15 protein-coding genes and 1 tRNA gene are annotated in these 17,932 nt (G+C 68.7%); 10 read left to right on the top strand and 6 right to left on the bottom strand.

Annotation, left to right across the window (positions count from 1 at the left end):
• Positions 1-242 precede the first annotated feature (242 nt).
• The 6 genes from rsmG to rpmH all read right to left on the bottom strand — a co-directional run bounded on the left by rsmG (position 243) and on the right by rpmH (position 3,679).
• On the bottom strand, positions 243-959 hold the full coding sequence (rsmG, locus tag O7595_RS16630) for a 16S rRNA (guanine(527)-N(7))-methyltransferase RsmG (RefSeq protein WP_269729461.1): 717 nt from the start codon (positions 957-959) through the stop codon (positions 243-245).
• A gap of 104 nt (positions 960-1,063) precedes the next feature.
• On the bottom strand, positions 1,064-1,576 hold the full coding sequence (locus O7595_RS16625) for a Jag family protein (RefSeq protein ID WP_269729460.1): 513 nt from the start codon (positions 1,574-1,576) through the stop codon (positions 1,064-1,066).
• 14 nt (positions 1,577-1,590) lie between these two features.
• Positions 1,591-2,823, bottom strand: coding sequence for a membrane protein insertase YidC (yidC, locus tag O7595_RS16620; protein ID WP_269729459.1), 1,233 nt, complete (start codon positions 2,821-2,823; stop codon positions 1,591-1,593).
• Positions 2,824-2,826: 3 nt separating this feature from the next.
• Positions 2,827-3,153: a membrane protein insertion efficiency factor YidD gene (yidD, locus tag O7595_RS16615; protein ID WP_109295069.1), complete on the bottom strand. Its 327-nt coding sequence runs from the start codon at positions 3,151-3,153 to the stop codon at positions 2,827-2,829.
• Complete coding sequence (gene rnpA, locus O7595_RS16610; protein WP_269729458.1) at positions 3,150-3,521, bottom strand: ribonuclease P protein component; 372 nt, start codon at positions 3,519-3,521, stop codon at positions 3,150-3,152. Before rnpA ends, yidD begins: the two co-directional genes overlap by 4 nt.
• Positions 3,522-3,541: 20 nt before the next feature.
• The gene (gene rpmH / locus O7595_RS16605; protein WP_003956500.1) at positions 3,542-3,679 is read right to left on the bottom strand and encodes a 50S ribosomal protein L34; all 138 of its coding nucleotides are present in this window, start codon (positions 3,677-3,679) and stop codon (positions 3,542-3,544) included.
• A gap of 383 nt (positions 3,680-4,062) precedes the next feature.
• Here rpmH and dnaA point away from each other — a divergent pair, with 383 nt between their 5' ends.
• The 10 genes from dnaA (at position 4,063) to O7595_RS16555 (ending at position 17,867) form a co-directional block, all read left to right on the top strand.
• Positions 4,063-5,847, top strand: a complete 1,785-nt coding sequence (gene dnaA, locus O7595_RS16600; RefSeq protein ID WP_269729457.1) for a chromosomal replication initiator protein DnaA — start codon at positions 4,063-4,065, stop codon at positions 5,845-5,847.
• A 1,123-nt stretch (positions 5,848-6,970) separates the two neighbouring features.
• Positions 6,971-8,101, top strand: a complete 1,131-nt coding sequence (gene dnaN / locus O7595_RS16595) for a DNA polymerase III subunit beta (protein ID WP_269732516.1) — start codon at positions 6,971-6,973, stop codon at positions 8,099-8,101.
• A gap of 143 nt (positions 8,102-8,244) precedes the next feature.
• Entirely contained in the window at positions 8,245-9,120 is an 876-nt protein-coding gene (gene gnd, locus O7595_RS16590; protein WP_269729456.1) for a phosphogluconate dehydrogenase (NAD(+)-dependent, decarboxylating), read from the top strand.
• 71 nt (positions 9,121-9,191) lie between these two features.
• A complete protein-coding gene (gene recF / locus O7595_RS16585) occupies positions 9,192-10,316 on the top strand; it encodes a DNA replication/repair protein RecF (RefSeq protein ID WP_269732515.1) in 1,125 nt (374 codons plus the stop codon).
• Positions 10,313-10,891: a DUF721 domain-containing protein gene (locus tag O7595_RS16580; protein WP_269729455.1), complete on the top strand. Its 579-nt coding sequence runs from the start codon at positions 10,313-10,315 to the stop codon at positions 10,889-10,891. Before recF ends, O7595_RS16580 begins: the two co-directional genes overlap by 4 nt.
• Positions 10,892-11,574: 683 nt before the next feature.
• Positions 11,575-13,650, top strand: coding sequence for a DNA topoisomerase (ATP-hydrolyzing) subunit B (gyrB, locus tag O7595_RS16575; protein WP_269729454.1), 2,076 nt, complete (start codon positions 11,575-11,577; stop codon positions 13,648-13,650).
• A 41-nt stretch (positions 13,651-13,691) separates the two neighbouring features.
• Positions 13,692-16,346, top strand: coding sequence for a DNA gyrase subunit A (gene gyrA, locus O7595_RS16570; RefSeq protein WP_269729453.1), 2,655 nt, complete (start codon positions 13,692-13,694; stop codon positions 16,344-16,346).
• Positions 16,347-16,349: 3 nt separating this feature from the next.
• Positions 16,350-17,033 (top strand): DUF3566 domain-containing protein, encoded by a 684-nt coding sequence (locus O7595_RS16565; RefSeq protein WP_443071639.1) that lies wholly within the window; start codon positions 16,350-16,352, stop codon positions 17,031-17,033.
• 83 nt (positions 17,034-17,116) lie between these two features.
• Positions 17,117-17,193: transfer RNA gene (locus O7595_RS16560), tRNA-Ile, on the top strand.
• A 539-nt stretch (positions 17,194-17,732) separates the two neighbouring features.
• Positions 17,733-17,867 carry a DLW-39 family protein gene (locus tag O7595_RS16555; RefSeq protein ID WP_003958712.1) on the top strand — a complete coding sequence of 45 codons (135 nt, stop codon included), beginning with the start codon at positions 17,733-17,735 and terminating at the stop codon, positions 17,865-17,867.
• The last annotated feature ends 65 nt before the right edge of the window (positions 17,868-17,932 follow it).

Here is a 17,932-nt window from a genome sequence, read left to right as displayed (position 1 = left end):
CAGCGAGGCCGGTGGTTCTGTGGAGAATTCCACCTCTGTGGACAAGTCAGTAACCCTCGCGAGCGGCTTGCGGTCACGCGGCGCGGCGGCCGCACGGCCACGGCTGATGATTCCCTGCAGCAGTGAGCGACGTTTCACGTGAAACACGATGCACACGCCGCAGGGTCACATCGTTACGACACTCCGAAATGCGTACGTACCGGGGACACCGGGCCTCAATCGGACAGCAGTGACGGAACAGATCAGCGGCGGCGACGGACGCGGCCGGTGCGGGCGGCCTTGGCCCTCTTGGCGGCGAACCGCACCCCGCCCGGGCTCTCCCCGACCTCGACACGGACCACCGTGGACAAGGGATCGACGATTCCCTGTCCGACCTGAACCACGGACGTCTCCACCACGCCGAGCTTGCTCAGCGCCGCCCGTGCCCCGTCGAGCTCTTCCTGCGCGGTGTCGCCCTTGAGAGCGAGCATCTCCCCATAGGGCCGCAGCAGCGGTACGCCCCAACCGGCCAACCGGTCCAGGGGTGCCACAGCGCGCGCGGTGACCACATGCACGGGGGGCAGCTTGCCGAGCATTTCCTCGGCCCGGCCACGCACTACCGTGACATGGTCCAGCCCCAGCAGCTCCACGACTTCCTGAAGGAAGTTCGTACGACGCAGCAGCGGCTCCAGCAGCGTGATCTTGAGGTCGGGCCGGACCAGAGCCAGCGGAATGCCCGGCAGTCCCGCACCGGAACCCACGTCGCACACCGTCACCCCCTCCGGGACGACCTCGGACAGCACCGCGCAGTTCAGCAGGTGCCGCTCCCACAGCCGCGGCACCTCACGAGGACCGATCAGGCCGCGCTTGACTCCCGCATCCGCGAGCAGCTCCGCGTACCTGACCGCCTCAGGGAAGAACTCACCGAATACCGTCCGCGCCTCTTCTGGCGCCTGGGGAAGCTCTGCTGCCTCCGTCACCGGAACCGTCCTTCCGTACCGCACCGCGCTGTAGTGGCTGAATTATCAGGCTGACAAAGTTCGGCCCCGCCTGCGAACAGACGGGGCCGACAGAATGCTGTAGGTCAGGCAGGGAGGACGACGACGAAGCGCTGCGGCTCCTCGCCCTCGGACTCGCTGCGCAGACCGGCGGCCGCGACCGCGTCGTGAACGACCTTCCGCTCGAACGGAGTCATCGGCTTCATCTTCACGGGCTCACCCGTGCTCTTGACCTCGGCCGCGGCCTTGGCGCCGAGCTCCGCGAGTTCGGAACGCTTCTTGGCACGGAAGCCCGCGATGTCCAGCATCAGGCGGCTGCGGTCCCCGGTCTCCCGGTGCACAGCAAGGCGGGTCAGCTCCTGGAGCGCCTCCAGCACCTCGCCGTCGCGGCCCACGAGCTTCTGCAGGTCACGGCTGCCCGAGTCGCTGATGATCGATACCGAGGCCCGGTCCGCCTCGACATCCATGTCGATGTCGCCGTCGAGATCGGCGATATCGAGCAGGCCCTCGAGGTAGTCAGCGGCGATCTCCCCCTCCTGCTCCAGGCGGGTCAGAGTGTCGCCACCCTCGGCGGCGGCGGAGGTGGTGCCTTCCGTCACGGATGGACTCCTTCTTACTTCTTGGACGACGGGTGCTTGGGCCGCTGCGAGCCCTTGCGCTGTCCGGACTTGGCTTGGCGAGGGGTACCGGGAGAGCTCTTGCCCGCCGGCTTCGGCGGTGTGTCCTGCTGCTTCTCCAGCGAAGGCTTGGTCTCGCCCGTCTGATGGGTACCGCCCGACTGACGCTGGGCCTTGCTCTGACGCTTGGGCTGCTGACGCCGGGCGGCGGCGCCAGTCTCGGCATCCGCCGTGACCATGTCGCTCTTGATCACGGTGCCGTCCGCCTGAGCCGCGAAGCCCGCCTTCGTCAGGCCGGCGATGAACTTGCGCTCGTTGTCATTGCGGTCCGCGCCCTTGGCCACGATGCCCTGGACGACCGAACGCCTGCGACGACCACGAACCTCTCCGTGAGAGCTGACGCTCTTCAGCAGACGCTGCAGATAGTTGTCCTGTGCCTTGGAACCGGGCGTCGGGTTCTGGTTGATCACGTACATCTGCTGGCCCATGGTCCACACATTGGTGGTCAGCCAGTAGACGAGGACACCGACCGGGAAGTTGATACCCGTGACGGCGAAGATCACCGGGAAGATGTACATCAGCATCTTCTGCTGCTGCATGTACGGCGTCTTGACCGTGAGGTCCACGTTCTTCTGCATCAGCTGGCGCTGCGTGTAGAACTGGGACGCGGACATCAGGACGATCATGATCGCGGTGACGACCCGGACGTCCGTCACAGAGGCGTTGAGCGCTGCGACCTTTTCCGCGGAGTCCGTGAACTTCGCGGCGATCGGTGCACCGAAGATGTGGGCCTCGCGCGCGCTGTTCACCAGCTGCTGGTTGAGGACGCCGATGGTGTCACCCGAGGCGATCTTGCTCAGCACGTGGTACAGCGCGAAGAAGAACGGCGACTGCGCGAGGATGGGCAGGCACGAGGACAGCGGGTTGGTACCCGTGTCCTTGTACAGCTTCATCATCTCTTCGGACTGACGCTGTCGGTCGTTCTTGTAGCGCTCCTGGATCGCCTTCATCTTGGGCTGGAGCGCCTGCATGTTCCGCATCGACTTGATCTGCTTCACGAAGAGCGGGATCAGGCAGATACGGATGACCACCACCAGGGACACGATGGACAGTCCCCATGCCCAGCCCGTGTCCGGGCCGAAGATCGCCCCGTACAACTTGTGGAACTGGACGATGATCCAGGAGACGGGTGTGGTGATAAAGCTGAAGAGACTGGCAATCGTGTCCACTAATCAGGCTCCTTGAGCATTGGGCGAGGTCTCTGCGGCCGGGCTGGTCTCAGGGGGTTGCCCGCCCTTGCCGCCGCGCAGGTGGTCGCGCAGCAGCTCGTGCCAACGAGGTCGTTTACGGGGAGGGACATGGTCCACACCGCCAGGCGACCACGGGTTGCACCGCAGGATGCGCCAGGCAGTCAGTGCCGTGCCTTTCACCGCGCCATGCCGGTCGATGGCGGTGTACCCGTAGTGGGAGCACGACGGGTAGTACCGGCAGACGGGGCCCAGCAGCGGGCTGATCGTCCACTGGTACAGCTTGATCAGAGCCAGCAGCGGGTACTTCATCGCGCGCCCCCTCCCTGCAGCCGCTGGAGAGCGGCGTCCAGGTCTCGGGCCAGCTGTGCATGCTCGGCGTCGCCCGCTCCGGGCAGCGCCCGTACGACCACCAGGCTACCGGGGGGCAGCTCGGACAGTCGTTCGCGCATCAGGTGGCGTAGCCGGCGCTTCACCCGGTTCCGCACCACCGCACCACCTACCGCCTTGCTCACGACGAAACCCGCACGCGTCGGGGGAGCGCTCTCCCCAGGCGCGTGCGGGTCCGTTGAACCGCTGCGAAGATGGACGACGAGAAGCGGGCGTCCGGCCCGGCGTCCCCGGCGTACCGCGGTCGCGAAGTCCTCGCGCCGCCTCAGCCGATTTTCGGTAGGCAGCACGTCATGACCTGTGCTGCAGATCAGGCGGACAGGCGGGCGCGACCCTTGCTGCGGCGGGACGCGAGAATCGCGCGGCCGGCACGGGTGCGCATCCGCAGCCGGAAGCCGTGGGTCTTCGCGCGACGACGGTTGTTCGGCTGGAAGGTGCGCTTGCTCACTCGGGGGCTCCAGTAATGATTCGTGTGGTGGCGGGGCATCGCCTGGCTGTCACCGTGCGCCCACGAGTAGCTCGCAATACGCCCGAGTGCACCGCTTCACAATCACCGATCGTGATCTACTGATCGTGATCTTTGCCCATCGGAGGCAGGCGGCAGCAGCCATCGACAACTCGACCTGGTTACGGTACGCGCGGCTACGCCATCCGGTCAAACCAGGGTCACTGCGGCACCGACTGTACACAGGCTGTGGACAACAACTTGAACCGCACGGGTCGCCCTGACTACCGTGACTGGACTCGAATTCCTTTCCTACCCGCCTGCCGGGCCTGACCGACCCGTCCCGAGAACCACATATTCGTGGGACCTGTGAGAGAGCGTGCCTTGTGGCTGACGTACCTGCCGATCTTGCCGCAGTGTGGCCACGAGTGCTGGAACAGCTTCTCGGAGAAGGCCAGCAGGGCATCGAGCCCAAGGACAAGCAGTGGATCGAACGCTGCCAGCCGCTGGCGCTGGTGGCCGACACCGCTCTCCTCGCCGTCCCCAACGAATGGGGCAAGCGCGTGCTCGAAGGCAGACTGGCGCCCCTGATCAGCGACACCCTCAGCCGCGAATGCGGACGCCCGATCCGGATCGCGATCACCGTCGACGACTCCGCGGCCGAGCCCGTCGCCGCGCCGGCGCCGCCCGTGCAGCAGCCTCCCCGCTACCAGGGTCCGCAGCACGACGAGCCGCGCCACGGTGACGCCTACGAAGGCTACGGCCACCGGTCCGGGGACGACGACGGCCTGCCGAGCGCCCGCCCCGCCTATCCCGAGTACCAGCAGCAGCGCCCTGAGCCCGGCGCCTGGCCGCGCACCCAGGAGGACCTGTCCTGGCAGCAGCCCCGGCTCGGCGGCTTCCAGGAGCGCGACCCCTACGCAACGGCCCGCCCCCCGCAGCCGCAGCACGACTACCGCTCGCCCATGCCCGACCGCGGGCAGTACGACCACCAGCGCCGCGACCGGCACGAGCTCCCGGACCCGGGGGCCCCCCGGCACGGCGGCCCGGGGGTCGGAGCGCCGGGTGCGCCCGGTGGCAGTGGGGCGCCCGGTCCTCTCGGCGCGCAGCCCGCGCCGGCCCCCGGGCCGGGTGAGCCGCACGCCCGGCTGAACCCCAAGTACCTCTTCGACACCTTCGTCATCGGCGCGTCCAACCGGTTCGCCCACGCGGCCGCCGTCGCCGTGGCCGAGGCACCGGCGAAGGCGTACAACCCCCTCTTCGTCTACGGGGAGTCGGGGCTCGGCAAGACCCATCTCCTGCACGCCATCGGGCACTACGCGCGCAGCCTCTACCCCGGCACCCGGGTGCGGTACGTGAGCTCGGAGGAGTTCACCAACGAGTTCATCAACTCGATCCGCGACGGCAAGGGCGACACCTTCCGCAAGCGCTACCGCGACGTGGACATCCTGCTGGTCGACGACATCCAGTTCCTCGCGAGCAAGGAGTCGACGCAGGAGGAGTTCTTCCACACCTTCAACACGCTCCACAACGCCAACAAGCAGATCGTGCTGTCCTCCGACCGGCCGCCCAAGCAGCTGATGACCTTGGAGGACCGGCTGCGGAACCGCTTCGAGTGGGGTCTCACCACCGACGTCCAGCCGCCGGAGCTGGAGACCCGCATCGCGATCCTGCGCAAGAAGGCGGTACAGGAACAGCTCAACGCGCCGCCGGAGGTGCTGGAGTTCATCGCCTCCCGGATCTCGCGGAACATCCGCGAGCTGGAGGGCGCGCTGATCCGGGTCACGGCGTTCGCGAGCCTGAACCGGCAGCCGGTGGACCTCGGCCTCACCGAGATCGTCCTGAAGGACCTCATCCCGGGCGGGGAGGACTCCGCCCCGGAGATCACCGCGAGCGCGATCATGGCGGCGACCGCCGACTACTTCGGGCTGACGGTGGAGGACCTCTGCGGTTCCTCGCGCAGCCGGGTCCTCGTGACCGCGCGTCAGATCGCCATGTACCTGTGCCGGGAGCTCACGGACCTGTCGCTGCCGAAGATCGGTGCGCAGTTCGGTGGGCGTGACCACACGACGGTGATGCACGCGGACCGGAAGATCCGCGCGCTGATGGCCGAGCGACGCTCCATCTACAACCAGGTCACCGAGCTCACCAACCGCATCAAGAACGGCTGACAGACCGGGCGGGGCCACGGCCACCCGAGCCCCTCCGCCGGCCGGCCGCGCACGGCGACCGCGTCCCTGCCCAGCGCCGGCACACCGATCGGCGGGGACACGGCTGGCTCCGCACCCACACCCGCGCCGGGCGCCCGCACTGAGGCGGCGGGCGGCAGCCCGGGCCGTTGCCCGCGTGGTTCCGATCCCCCATTGGCCGGTGGGCGCCGGGCGGCTCCGATTCCCGCGCGGCCGGTAGTACCGGGCGGACGGCCCCGCGTCCGGCGCCTCGACGTCTGCGGATCGCCCCGCCGGCATCCGGCCTCTCCGCCCCGTCCTCCTCCAGCCTTCTCCTGGCCGCCGACGCCCGGACGCCCTCACGCTGTTCGAATAGATGGCACGTCACGACCGTTCTCCACAGATGTGGGAGGAATCTTCCGTCCACAGCCTGGGGACCCGTGAGTTGTCCAGATTGCGTCCACAGGAGCGGCGGTCTCGACTTGATCATGGCTGGTCAGCAGGTTGTGGATTTGTGTCCAACCGGGCTCCACAGGCTGTGGACGCACAGGCCGTCCACAGGGTGGGATCCGCGTTGTCCCCACCCGGCCCACAGGCACGGCGGCGTTGCCCACAGCTTCTCCACACGCCTGTCCACTGTTCGGCAACGAAACGCCCGAACTCACTGGAGCGAGTGAAAGGCGTCACACCAGGGCGCTGGGTTGGGCTGTGGGGAACGTGGGTAAAGCTGGGGACGGCGCTGGGGAGAAGTCCCTGTGGCCTGTGCATCGGGTGTGCAGAACTTTCCGATGTCCACAGCGCGCCCAGGTTGTCCACTGCTCCCGCCCACAGGGCCGGTGGACAAAAATTAGGGTCTGACCTGCGTGGATGGCGTTATCCACGGTTTCCACAGCCCCTACTACTACTCCCACTCAGAGATACCGGGGAATTCGCTTGGAAGGGGGGCCTGTGCACAACTCGCTGCCGGAGCCCCGGCTGCCACACGTCTCGACTTGACCCCGAGCCGCACCGAGTGTCCGTGCGGTGCGTCAGACTGGTCTCCGGCATCGGACCCCACCACCGGTCGGGGCGCCGGGTGCCGAAGAAGGCCGGCAGGGCGAGCGAGCAACAGCAGGAGGCGGTTCCGGTGAAGATCCGGGTGGAGCGCGATGTACTCGCGGAGGCGGTGGCGTGGGTGGCCCGGAGCCTCCCGGCACGTCCGCCGGCGCCCGTTCTCGCGGGCCTTCTTCTGAAGGCGGAGGACGGCGCGCTCAGCTTCTCCAGCTTCGACTACGAGGTCTCCGCGAGGGTCTCGGTCGAGGCCGAGGTCGAGGAGGACGGGACGGTCCTCGTCTCCGGCCGGCTTCTCGCCGACATCTGCCGCGCCCTCCCCAACCGCCCGGTGGAGATTTCCACAGACGGCGTACGGGCGACCGTGGTCTGCGGTTCCTCCCGCTTCACACTCCACACCCTTCCTGTGGAGGAGTACCCGGCGCTGCCGCAGATGCCCACCGCGACCGGCACCGTCCCCGGCGAGGTCTTCGCCTCGGCCGCCGCCCAGGTCGCCATCGCCGCCGGCCGCGACGACACGCTGCCCGTGCTCACCGGTGTGCGGATCGAGATCGAGGGGGACACCGTCACCCTGGCCTCCACCGACCGCTACCGCTTTGCGGTCCGCGAGTTCCTGTGGAAGCCGGAGTCCCCGGACGCCTCCGCGGTCGCCCTGGTGCCCGCCAAGACCCTGCTCGACACCGCCAAGGCCCTGACCAGCGGTGACACGGTCACGCTGGCGCTGTCCGGCTCTGGTTCCGGGGAGGGGCTGATCGGTTTCGAGGGCGCCGGGCGGCGGACGACCACGCGACTGCTCGAGGGCGACCTGCCGAAGTACCGGACGCTCTTCCCCACCGAGTTCAACTCGGTGGCCGTGATCGAGACCGCCCCGTTCGTCGAGGCCGTCAAGCGCGTCGCCCTCGTCGCCGAGCGCAACACGCCGGTCCGGCTCAGCTTCGAGCAGGGCGTGCTGATCCTGGAGGCCGGTTCCAGCGACGACGCACAGGCTGTGGAGCGGGTGGACGCCCAATTGGAGGGCGACGACATCTCGATCGCCTTCAACCCGACGTTCCTGCTGGACGGGCTCAGCGCCATCGACTCCCCGGTCGCGCAGCTCTCCTTCACCACCTCCACCAAGCCGGCGCTGCTCAGCGGCAAGCCCGCCGTGGACGCGGAGGCGGACGAGGCGTACAAGTACCTGATCATGCCGGTGCGCCTCAGCGGCTGAGCCCCGGTCCGGCCGGAGTGCCGGACCGCTTCAGCCCTTGTCCGGCCTGTACTTATGAGCGCTGGACCCCACAGGTGTGTGCCCGTCCCCCGGCGTAGGCTCGGACGCGGGTACGAAACACCACACCGTAAGGATTCTTTCTGATGGAGCTCGGTCTCGTCGGCCTCGGCAAGATGGGCGGCAACATGCGCGAGCGTATCCGCCGCGCAGGCCACACCGTCATCGGTTACGACCGCAACCCGGACCTCTCCGACGTCCCCAGCCTCGAGGCACTCGTGGACGGGCTCGAGGGTCCGCGGGTGGTGTGGGTGATGGTCCCCGCCGGCGCCGCGACCCAGGCCACCATCGACGAGCTGGCCGGGCTGCTGTCGCCCGGTGACGTGGTCGTCGACGGCGGCAACTCCCGCTGGACGGATGACGAGAGGCACGCCGTCGAGCTGGGCATCAAGGGCATCGGCTTCGTCGACTGCGGTGTGTCGGGAGGCGTCTGGGGCCTGGAGAACGGCTATGCGCTGATGTACGGCGGCTCGGAGGAGAACGTCGCCAAGGTGCAGCCGGTCTTCGACGCGCTGAAGCCGGAGGGCGAGTACGGCGCGGTGCACGCGGGCAAGGCCGGCGCCGGGCACTTCGCGAAGATGGTCCACAACGGCATCGAGTACGCCATGATGCAGGCCTACGCCGAGGGCTGGGAGCTGCTGGAGAAGGTGGACTCCGTCACCGATGTGCGCGAGGTCTTCCGCTCGTGGCAGGAGGGCACGGTGATCCGTTCCTGGCTGCTCGACCTCGCGGTCAACGCGCTGGACGACGACGAGCACCTGGAGAAGATCCGCGGTTACGCGCAGGACTCCGGCGAGGGCCGGTGGACCGTGGAAGCCGCGATCGACAACGCGGTGCCGCTTCCGGCGATCACCGCGTCCCTGTTCGCGCGGTTCGCGTCCCGTCAGGACGACTCCCCGCAGATGAAGATGATCGCCGCCCTGCGGAACCAGTTCGGCGGGCACGCGGTCGAGAGCAACTAGTCATCCACAGACTGCGGCAAACGGTCTGTCCTGGAGCAATGAGCGGTAGGCCGGGGGAGGTCGGCGTCCATATGCATGTCACGCATCTGTCGCTGGCCGACTTCCGCTCGTACGCCCGGGTCGAGGTCTCGCTCGAGCCGGGCGTCACCGCTTTCGTGGGGGCCAACGGGCAGGGCAAGACCAATCTGGTGGAAGCCGTCGGCTATCTCGCGACGCTCGGCAGCCACCGCGTCGCCTCGGACGCGCCGTTGGTGCGGATGGGGGCGGAACGGGCGGTCATCAGGGCCGCGGTCGCCCAGGGGGAGCGGTCACAGCTCATCGAGCTGGAGCTCAACCCGGGGAAGGCGAACCGGGCGCGGATCAATAGATCCTCGCAGGTCAGGCCTCGGGACGTGCTGGGGATCGTCAGGACCGTGCTGTTCGCGCCGGAGGACCTGGCCCTGGTGAAGGGCGATCCCGGCGAACGCCGGCGCTTCCTGGACGAGCTGATCACGGCACGCTCTCCTCGGATGGCCGGAGTGCGGTCGGACTACGAGCGGGTGCTCAAGCAGCGCAACACCCTGCTGAAGTCGGCGGCGATGGCGCGCCGGCACGGCGGCCGCTCCATGGACCTGTCGACCCTGGACGTCTGGGACCAGCACCTGGCCCGGGCCGGAGCGGAGCTGCTGGCGCGAAGGCTGGATCTGATCGCCACCCTGCAGCCGCTGACCGACAAGGCCTACGAGCAGCTGGCTCCCGGGGGCGGTCCGGTCACGCTGGAGTACCGCGGGTCGGCGGGCGGCGGCCCGGCCCGGTCGCGCGAGGAGCTGTGCGAGCAGCTCGTGGCCGCGCTGGGCGAAGCGCGCCGGCAGGAGATCGAGCGCGGGGTCACGCTCGTCGGACCGCACCGCGACGAGCTGCTGCTCAAGCTGGGCGAGATGCCGGCGAAGGGCTACGCGAGTCATGGCGAGTGCTGGTCCTACGCGCTCGCGCTGCGGCTGGCCTCGTACGACCTGCTGCGGGCCGAGGGGAACGAACCGGTGCTGGTGCTCGACGACGTGTTCGCCGAACTCGACGCCCGGCGGCGGGAGCGGCTGGCGGAGCTGGTGGCTCCGGGCGAGCAGGTGCTGGTGACGGCGGCGGTGGACGACGACGTTCCGGGGGTGCTGGCGGGGGCGCGGTACAGGGTCGCGGACGGAGTGGTGGAGCGCGTATGAGCGGGAACGAGATTCCGCCGTCGTCCGGGACGGGCCCGCTGTCCGGGCCGGCGTCGAACCCGGCGCCCGAGCCCTCCGGTGTCGATCTCGCACGTGTGGCGCTGCGCGCGGCGAAGGAGCAGGCCCGCGCCCGGGGTGCGGCCGCGCAGGAGAAACGCCAGGCCAGGCGGGGCGGCGGATTGCGGTCCGGGGCCCGTGCGGACGGCCGGGACCCCTTGCCGCTGGGCGCGGCGATCAACCGGTTGATCACGGAGCGGGGCTGGGAGACGCCTGCGGCGGTGGGCGGCGTGATGGGCCGCTGGCCGCAGATCGTGGGCGAGGACCTGGCGAAGCACTGCGTTCCACTGCGGTACGACGAGGATCCGGACGAGCGCGTCCTCACCGTCCAGTGCGACTCGACGGCGTGGGCGACCCAGCTGCGGCTGCTCGCGCCCCGGCTCGTGGCCCGGCTGAACGAGGATCTCGGCCAGGGCACGGTTCGTATGATTAGGGTTCTGGGTCCCGGCGGCCCCGCCCGCCGCTTCGGTCCCCTGCGCGCGCCCGGCAGTACGGGCCCCGGCGACACCTACGGCTGAGCCCGCCGGGGGTCGGGACGTCGGCTTGTCCCGTACGCAGCGGGCCACCACGGCCGACGGCCCGTCTCCCCCGCCGCCTTCGTGGAGTGGTCCGCATCACACGCGCCAGTGGCCCCTTCCCGCCGAAGGCTGCCGCGGGCGGTTTCCCGCGCGGGTCCGGCATTTCGGTCCCCAGCCTGTGGACAGCCGCCCGGCGCACACGCTTCCGGAGGCGCTGTGCCCCGATCTCCCCGGATCCGGACGGGACGTCAGCCGGGGAACGCCGTGCCCATCCGCGCCCCTCACTCTCCGCCGTGCGACCCCGAGCCGGCCGAGGGAGATCATCGCCGCAGGTCAGATGCCCTGCAAGCGTTCCCGATGCGCCTCCGGTCACCGTGCCCGTGCCGCCCACCGGCCCGTTCTCGGGAGCGGTGGTGCTCGTGGGGCTCAGGGGGTGTCCCTCACCGTAGCCGGAGGTTGACAGGCCGAAGCTCTCAAAGCCCGTGTGAGCCCCTTGGGGGCCCTTCCCGAATATGGGGAGTCGGCAGCCGCCCGTTGAGGGCGGCACATGCGGACTCAGGTACCGGCAAACCCCCATTCGTGTCTGCGGTACCGGTAGACTGGTAGAGAATCCCGCCACTGTGCGGGACACGTCGATTACAGCCGAACGACGCAGCCGGTCCGGCTTGCCCGGAGAACGGTTTGTGCTGTGCCAGAAAGGGCGCTTCGTGGCCGATTCCGGCAACCCCAACGAGAACATTCCTTCCACTGCCGCCGACCAGACCCGCGAGGGCCTGGGGCCGTCCTCGTACGACGCCAGCGCGATCACCGTCCTCGAGGGTCTGGACGCGGTCCGCAAGCGCCCCGGCATGTACATCGGGTCGACCGGTGAGCGTGGTCTTCATCACCTCGTCCAGGAGGTCGTCGACAATTCCGTGGACGAGGCCCTGGCCGGGCACGCGGACACGATCGACGTGACGATCCTCGCCGACGGCGGGGTCAGGGTCGTGGACAACGGCCGTGGCATCCCCGTCGACATCCACCCCGTGGAGAAGAAGCCGGCCGTCGAGGTCGTCCTCACCGTCCTGCACGCGGGCGGCAAGTTCGGAGGCGGCGGCTACGCCGTGTCCGGCGGTCTGCACGGCGTCGGTGTGAGCGTCGTCAACGCGCTCTCCACCAGGGTCTCGGTGGAGATCAAGCGTGACGGCTACCGGTGGACGCAGGACTACAAGACGGGCGTGCCCACCGCCCCGCTGGCGAAGCACGAACCGGTCGAGGACTCGGGCACCACGGTCACGTTCTGGGCCGACCCGGACATCTTCGAGACGACGGAGTACTCCTTCGAGACGCTCTCGCGTCGCTTCCAGGAGATGGCCTTCCTCAACAAGGGCCTCACTCTCACGCTGACGGACGAGCGCGAGTCCGCGAAGGCGACCGTCGGCGCGGACGACCCGGACGCGGAGGCGGCGGCCGAGCCCCAGGCGCGCACGGTCAAGTACCACTACGAGGGCGGCATCGTCGACTTCGTGACGTACCTGAACTCGCGCAAGGGCGAGCTGATCCACCCCACGGTCATCGACATCGAGGCCGAGGACAAGGAGCGGCTGCTCTCCGTCGAGGTCGCGATGCAGTGGAACTCGCAGTACAGCGAGGGTGTCTACTCCTTCGCGAACACGATCCACACGCACGAGGGCGGTACCCACGAGGAGGGCTTTCGCGCCGCGCTCACGGGTCTGGTCAACCGTTACGCCAGGGACCGGAAGCTGCTGCGCGAGAAGGACGACAACCTCACCGGTGAGGACATCCGCGAAGGCCTGACCGCGATCATCTCGGTCAAGCTGGGCGAGCCCCAGTTCGAGGGCCAGACCAAGACCAAGCTGGGCAACACGGAGGCGAAGACCTTCGTCCAGAAGGTGGTCAACGAGCACCTCACCGACTGGTTCGACCGCAACCCCAACGAGGCGGCGGACATCGTCCGCAAGGGCATCCAGGCCGCCACGGCCCGTGTCGCCGCCCGCAAGGCCCGCGACCTGACGCGCCGCAAGGGCCTGCTGGAGAGCGCCTCGCTGCCGGGCAAGCTGTCCGACTGCCAGTCGAACGACCCCACCAAGTGCGAGATCTTCATCGTCGAGGGTGACTCCGCCGGCGGCTCGGCCAAGTCCGGCCGCAACCCGATGTACCAGGCCATCCTGCCGATCCGAGGCAAGATCCTGAACGTCGAGAAGGCGCGGGTCGACAAGATCCTCCAGAACACCGAGGTCCAGGCCCTGATCTCGGCCTTCGGCACCGGTATCCACGAAGACTTCGACATCGAGAAGCTTCGCTATCACAAGATCATCCTGATGGCGGACGCCGACGTCGACGGCCAGCACATCAACACCCTGCTGCTGACCTTCCTCTTCCGCTTCATGCGGCCGCTGGTCGAGGCGGGCCACGTGTTCCTCTCCCGTCCCCCGCTCTACAAGATCAAGTGGGGCCGCGACGACTTCGAGTACGCGTACTCGGACCGGGAGCGCGACGCCCTCGTCGAGCTCGGCAAGCAGCAGGGCAAGCGGATCAAGGAAGACTCGATCCAGCGCTTCAAGGGCCTTGGTGAGATGAACGCCGAGGAACTGCGCGTCACCACGATGGACGTCGAGCACCGGGTCCTCGGCCAGGTCACGCTGGACGACGCCGCGCAGGCGGACGACCTGTTCTCGGTGCTGATGGGCGAGGACGTCGAGGCACGGCGCTCCTTCATCCAGCGCAACGCCAAGGACGTCCGCTTCCTCGACATCTGAGTCGGTCTCAGCTGACCGCTCGAAAGGACTGAAGACCAGCAATGGCCGACGAGACCTCCCCCGTCCCCAACGGGGACGCCCCCGCTCCCGTCACCACCGGCACCGAAGAGGAAGGCCCGCAGCTGCGGATCGAGCCCGTCGGGCTCGAGACGGAGATGCAGCGCTCCTACCTCGACTACGCGATGTCCGTCATCGTGTCGCGTGCGCTGCCCGACGTGCGGGACGGCCTCAAGCCCGTCCACCGCCGTGTGCTGTACGCCATGTACGACGGCGGCTACCGGCCCGAGAAGGGCTTCTACAAGTGCGCCCGCGTCGTCGGTGACGTCATGGGTACGTACCACCCGCACGGCGACTCCTCGATCTACGACGCGCTGGTCCGTCTCGCGCAGCCGTGGTCGATGCGGATGCCGCTGGTGGACTCGAACGGAAACTTCGGTTCCCCGGGCAACGACCCGGCGGCCGCCATGCGCTACACCGAGTGCAAGATGGCGCCGCTGTCCATGGAGATGCTCCGGGACATCGACGAGGAGACCGTCGACTTCCAGGACAACTACGACGGCCGCAACCAGGAGCCGACGGTCCTGCCGTCACGCTTCCCGAACCTGCTGGTCAACGGCAGCGCCGGTATCGCCGTCGGTATGGCCACCAACATCCCTCCGCACAATCTGCGCGAGGTCGCGGCCGGAGCCCAATGGGCCCTGGAGCACCCGGAGGCCACTCACGAGGAGCTCCTCGACGCGCTGATCGAGCGGATCAAGGGCCCTGACTTCCCGACCGGTGCGCTGGTCGTGGGCCGCAAGGGCATCGAGGAGGCGTACCGCACCGGTCGCGGCTCCATCACGATGCGCGCGGTCGTCGAGGTCGAGGAGATCCAGAACCGCCAGTGCCTGGTGGTCACGGAGCTTCCCTACCAGGTCAACCCGGACAACCTCGCGCAGAAGATCGCCGACCTGGTGAAGGACGGCAAGGTCGGCGGCATCGCCGACGTCCGGGACGAGACCTCGTCCCGCACGGGTCAGCGCCTCGTCATCGTGCTGAAGCGCGACGCCGTCGCCAAGGTCGTCCTCAACAACCTGTACAAGCACACCGACCTGCAGACGAACTTCGGCGCCAACATGCTGGCGCTGGTCGACGGGGTGCCGCGCACGCTGTCGCTGGACGCGTTCATCCGCCACTGGGTGACGCATCAGATCGAGGTCATCGTCCGCCGGACGAAGTTCCGGCTGCGCAAGGCCGAGGAGCGCGCCCACATCCTGCGCGGTCTGCTCAAGGCACTCGACGCGATCGACGAGGTCATCGCGCTGATCCGGCGCAGCGAGACGGTCGAGGTCGCACGCGAGGGCCTGATGGGCCTGCTGGAGATCGACGAGATCCAGGCCAACGCGATCCTCGAGATGCAGCTGCGCCGGCTGGCCGCCCTGGAGCGCCAGAAGATCGTGCAGGAGCACGACGAGCTCCAGGCGAAGATCAACGAGTACAACCGGATCCTCGCCTCCCCCGAGAAGCAGCGCGGCATCGTCAGTGAGGAACTGGCCGCCCTCGTCGAGAAGTTCGGCGACGACCGGCGCTCCAAGCTCGTGCCCTTCGACGGCGACATGTCCATCGAGGACCTGATCGCCGAGGAGGACATCGTCGTCACGATCACGCGTGGCGGCTATGTGAAGCGCACGAAGACCGACGACTACCGCTCGCAGAAGCGCGGCGGCAAGGGCGTGCGGGGCACGAAGCTCAAGGAAGACGACATCGTCGACCACTTCTTCGTCTCCACCACGCACCACTGGCTGCTGTTCTTCACCAACAAGGGACGGGTCTACCGGGCCAAGGCGTACGAGCTGCCGGACGCCGGCCGCGACGCCCGCGGCCAGCACGTCGCCAACCTGCTGGCCTTCCAGCCGGACGAGCAGATCGCCGAGATCCTCGCGATCCGCGACTACGAGGCCGCGCCCTACCTGGTCCTCGCCACCAAGGCGGGCCTGGTGAAGAAGACCCCGCTGAAGGACTACGACTCCCCGCGCTCCGGCGGCGTCATCGCGATCAACCTCCGCGAGACGGAGGACGGCAGGGATGACGAGCTGATCGGCGCCGAGCTGGTGTCGGCCGAGGACGATCTGCTGCTGATCAGCAGGAAGGCCCAGTCGATCCGGTTCACCGCGACGGACGAAGCGCTGCGGCCGATGGGCCGTGCCACGTCGGGGGTGAAGGGCATGAGTTTCCGCGAGGGCGACGAACTCCTGTCGATGAATGTGGTGCGGCCCGGTACTTTCGTGTTCACTGCCACGGACGGCGGGTACGCCAAGCGGACCGCCGTCGACGAGTACCGCGTCCAGGGCCGCGGTGGCCTCGGCATCAAGGCCGCCAAGATCGTGGAGGACCGCGGTTCGCTGGTCGGCGCGCTGGTGGTCGAGGAGACCGACGAGATCCTCGCCATCACGTTGTCCGGTGGTGTGATTCGTACGCGAGTCAATGAAGTCAGGGAGACGGGCCGTGACACCATGGGCGTCCAACTGATCAACCTCGGCAAGCGGGATGCCGTCGTGGGTATCGCGCGCAACGCGGAGGCCGGCCGCGAGGCCGAGGAGGTCGACGGGGTCGAGGGCGCCGAAGAGGGTGCCGAGGCCGGGACCCCCGAGGCCACCGCAGACGCCGGGAACGGCCAGGGTGCGGAGCCCTCGGCCTCAGAGCACGACGAGGAGTAGAGCGTGAGTGGAGCCACCGGCGCCGGATCGGCCGATGCCGGCGACGCTTCTGGAACGAACGGCGCCAGTGGCTCCGCCTCGCACTCCCCGGCTGGGGGCTCCCCCGCCGAGGGCAGGGGGACGACCGTGACCGACACCCGGGGGCCGCAGCCCCCGCACGAAACCTATGGTGGGGAGCAACCGGTGCAGCAGGGAACCCAGCCGTACCACCCGCCCCAGGCGTACCCCTCTCCTCCTGGAGGGACGCAGGGCGGCCAGCAGACGACTGCGGGCGCGGCGGTCCGCCGGCCGCGCACCGGGGCGACCACACAGCCCCGTACGCGCAAGGCCCGACTGCGGGTGGCCAAGGCCGACCCGTGGTCGGTGATGAAGGTCAGCTTCCTGCTCTCGATCGCCCTGGGCATCTGCACGATCGTCGCCGCGGCCGTGCTGTGGATGGTCATGGACGCCATGGGCGTCTTCTCGACGGTCGGCGGGACGATCAGCGAGGCGACGGGCTCGAACGAGAGCAACGGCTTCGACCTCCAGTCGTTCCTCTCGCTTCCCCGTGTCCTCCTCTTCACGTCGGTGATCGCGGTCATCGACGTGGTGCTGGCCACGGCGCTGGCGACGCTGGGCGCCTTCATCTACAACCTCTCCGCCGGGTTCGTGGGCGGGGTCGAGCTCACGCTGGCCGAGGACGAATAGCCCGAGGTCCCGGGGGGTGGAGAACCGATTTTGGGACTGCCCCCCAGGTGCGCTAACCTTCAGGGGTCAGCGCGCAGCGCGGCGGGGCTATAGCTCAGTTGGTTAGAGCGCATCCCTGATAAGGATGAGGCCACAGGTTCAAATCCTGTTAGCCCCACCAGCACGGAGACCCTCAACCGATCATGGTTGGGGGTCTTCGGCGTTCATGGCTGACATCAGCCGACGAGTGGACCGGCCGGGTTCGGTCGGCAGCCCTGATCGCTCATGAGCGGGCCGAGAGAGCTGCGCATCTCCGGGGCCGACCGTTCCGTACCGAACAAGACGGCTTTGCGGACCGCGATACCTGCCCGTCCTCGATGAGGCGCCGCGCGTGACCGTGTGGGGCCTGCCCGGGCGGATTCGGGCCCCGAGGGCCGTCTCCGGCGCCCGTGGTGCGCCGGGCGGGCCGCGACGGTTCCCTACGGCCCGACGGCGGTGCGCGGGGCGGGAAGGAGGAGGGCGGGGCCGCCGTTCACAACCTGTGACGTAACGTGGCGGGATCCGCGGTGCCCCCGGGAGGGCCATCCCTGGTGGCGGTGGGGGTAGTTGGCCGCTCGGGAGGCTCCGGCCGGGGCGTACGCAGGTCACCGATCGGTATCGATCGGTGTGTATAGTCGGGCGCCAGAAGTCCCCTACGTCAAGGAAAGACGAGGTCGCGCGGTGAAGAAGCTTCTCCTGGTCGCACTGGCCGCCATCGGCGGGCTCCTCGTGTACCGCCAGATCCAGGCGGATCGCGCCGAGCAGGATCTGTGGACGGAGGCGACCGACTCCGTGCCCGCAGGTTCGGGTGTGTGAGACGCAGACAGTCTGAGAGTGACGGAGCCCCGGCCGCCGAGCGGCCGGGGCTCCGTGCTGTCCAT

It is taken from the genome of Streptomyces sp. WMMC940, from assembly GCF_027460265.1.
Taxonomy (GTDB): Bacteria; Actinomycetota; Actinomycetes; order Streptomycetales; family Streptomycetaceae; genus Streptomyces.
Note: the sequence above shows the minus strand (reverse complement) of the source record. Positions and strands in the feature narration are given on the sequence as shown.